This is a genomic window from Tissierella sp. (assembly GCF_052089545.1).
Classification (GTDB): domain Bacteria; phylum Bacillota; class Clostridia; order Tissierellales; family Tissierellaceae; genus Tissierella_A.
On record NZ_JBQDAA010000281.1, the window covers coordinates 1 to 2,529 of the forward strand.

General features: G+C 31.4%; 1 protein-coding gene. It reads right to left on the reverse strand.

Features of this window, described 5'->3' with window-relative positions; translation table 11 throughout:
• Positions 1 to 74: 74 nt before the first annotated feature.
• Positions 75 to 2,021, reverse strand: coding sequence for a threonine--tRNA ligase (gene thrS, locus ACTHW2_RS12935; RefSeq protein WP_407153214.1), 1,947 nt, complete (start codon positions 2,019 to 2,021; stop codon positions 75 to 77).
• Between the last annotated feature and the right edge of the window lie 508 nt (positions 2,022 to 2,529).

The window sequence follows — 2,529 nt, forward strand, 5'->3', positions numbered from 1 at the left end:
ATTAATTTTAGCTACTAGACAGTTCTAAATATATAAATTTTCAATCGTATTATTAATTTATTTTATTTAACTAACTAGAATTTTTGATAACCAAATTCAGTAATTTCTTTTTTTATATCAACAAGAAAACTATCTAGATTATCTTCTTTTGTACTACTCTCTCCATATTTACGAATACTAATAGTTTTATTTTCCATTTCATTATCTCCCACAACTAATTGGTAAGGTATTTTCTGAGTTTGAGAAGCTCTTATTTTATATCCCATTTTTTCATTACGTGTATCTACTTCAACACGCATTCCCAATGCTGTCATTTTAGTTTGTATTTGTTCAGCATATTCAGAATGAAGTTTTAAATTAACAGGAATGATTGTAGCTTGAACGGGTGCTAACCATGTAGGGAATGAACCTTTATATTCTTCAATTAGGTAAGCGACAAATCTTTCCATTGTTGATATTATACCACGATGTATAACAACTGGACGGTATACATCTTCTCCGTCATCTCCAACATACGTTAAATCAAAACGTTCAGGTAAAAGAAAATCTAACTGGACAGTTGAGAGAGTTTCTTCAACACCTATAGCCGTTTTGACTAAAACATCTAATTTAGGACCATAAAAAGCAGCTTCACCTTCTGCTTCAAAGTAGCTTAATTCTAGGTCCTCCATTGCTGCTTTTAACATATTTTGTGCTTTTTCCCACATAACATCATCATCAAAGTATTTCTTTGTATTATTTGGATCACGATAACTTAGACGGAAACGGTAATTAGTAATTTCAAAGTCTTCATAAACTGCTAACATTAGTTCTACAACTCTTTTAAACTCATCTTGAATTTGATCAGGTCTAACAAATACATGAGCATCATTTAAAGTCATTTCTCGAACACGTTGTAACCCAGATAGTGCCCCACTTTTTTCATAACGATGCATTTGTCCTAATTCAGCAATTCGAATAGGGAAATCTCTATAACTATGAATATCATTTTTATATATCATCATATGATGTGGACAGTTCATCGGCCTTAAAACTAACATCTCTCCGTCTCCCATATCCATTGGCGGGAACATATCATCTTGATAGTGGTCCCAATGACCAGAAGTTTTGTATAAGCCAACGTCAGCCATAATAGGTGTATAGACGTGTTGATATCCTAGGCTAATTTCTCTGTCTACAATATACCTTTCAACTGTTCTACGAATAGTTGCACCTTTAGGTAACCAAAAAGGTAATCCCGCTCCTACTTCAGGAGAAACCATGAACAAATCTAATTCTTTTCCTAGTTTCCGGTGATCTCTTTCTTTAGCTTCTTCCCGCATTTTCAAAAATTCTTTTAAATCTTTTTTATTAAAATAAGAAGTTCCATAAATGCGTTGCATCATTTTATTATTAGAATTCCCTCTCCAATAAGCACCTGCAAGTGAAAGTAATTTAAAAACTTGAATATAACCCGTTGAAGGTACGTGAACACCACGACATAAATCCACAAAATCTCCTTGATCATAAACTGTAATTATTTCATTATCTGGCAAAGACATAATCAACTCTATTTTATAAGGATCATCTTTAAATATTTCTAAAGCATTTTCTCGTGTAATTTCTCTACGAATTATAGGATTATTTTCTTTAATAATTTCCTTCATTTTTTCTTCGATAAGTGGTAAATCTTCTTCAGTAATGGGTGTGCTTGAATCAGTATCGTAATAGAAACCATTATCAATAGTTGGCCCAACGCCAAAATGTATATCTTTATACAATCTTCTTAATGCATTAGCCATAAGATGAGCAGTTGAATGTCTTAAAATATCCAAAGCATCTTCATGCTCTGGGGTAACAAATTCGATTATGCCATCTTCTTTTAAAGGGTAACTGACGTCAACTAATACTCCATTAAATTTCCCTGCTAAAGTTTTCTTAACCATTTTTTTATCAATAGATTGAACTATATCTTTTGTAGATGAACCGACCGGGAATACATTTTTAGATCCATCTAAAAAAGAAAGCGTAATTTCTGTCATTTTTCATTCCTCCACTTACCATATTTTTGGGAAAGATATACGTCTTATGATTAAAAAAAAAGACGTCCCATTTATGGTAAAAATTACCATAAATGGGACGTCTCAGACGTGTTTCCACCCAAATTCAAAATTTAAAAAAATTTCCTCAATGCTATTAACGCTAGCTAAACGACCATATGCTAATACCTTATTGGATTCACAATGGCACTCAAAAGTGGTCAAAACAAATATATTTTTGGGATTCTCAGCTACTAGTCCCTTCTCTGTAAAAAATAGTGATATGTTTTGTTGTCTTTTTCAACGATTTTTTTATATTTCAATTAAACCATTATTACAAATGGAAAGCAAGAAATAACTAAATCCAGACAATATTTCTGATTAAACCATAAATTAATTTCAGCATCTAAATTATAATAGAATGAGAGTAAGTGAATTTTTTATCATTATCGAAAGATTTTTGAAACCGTATTCAAATAAACTATATATTAATCCAATCAAACCTTTGAAA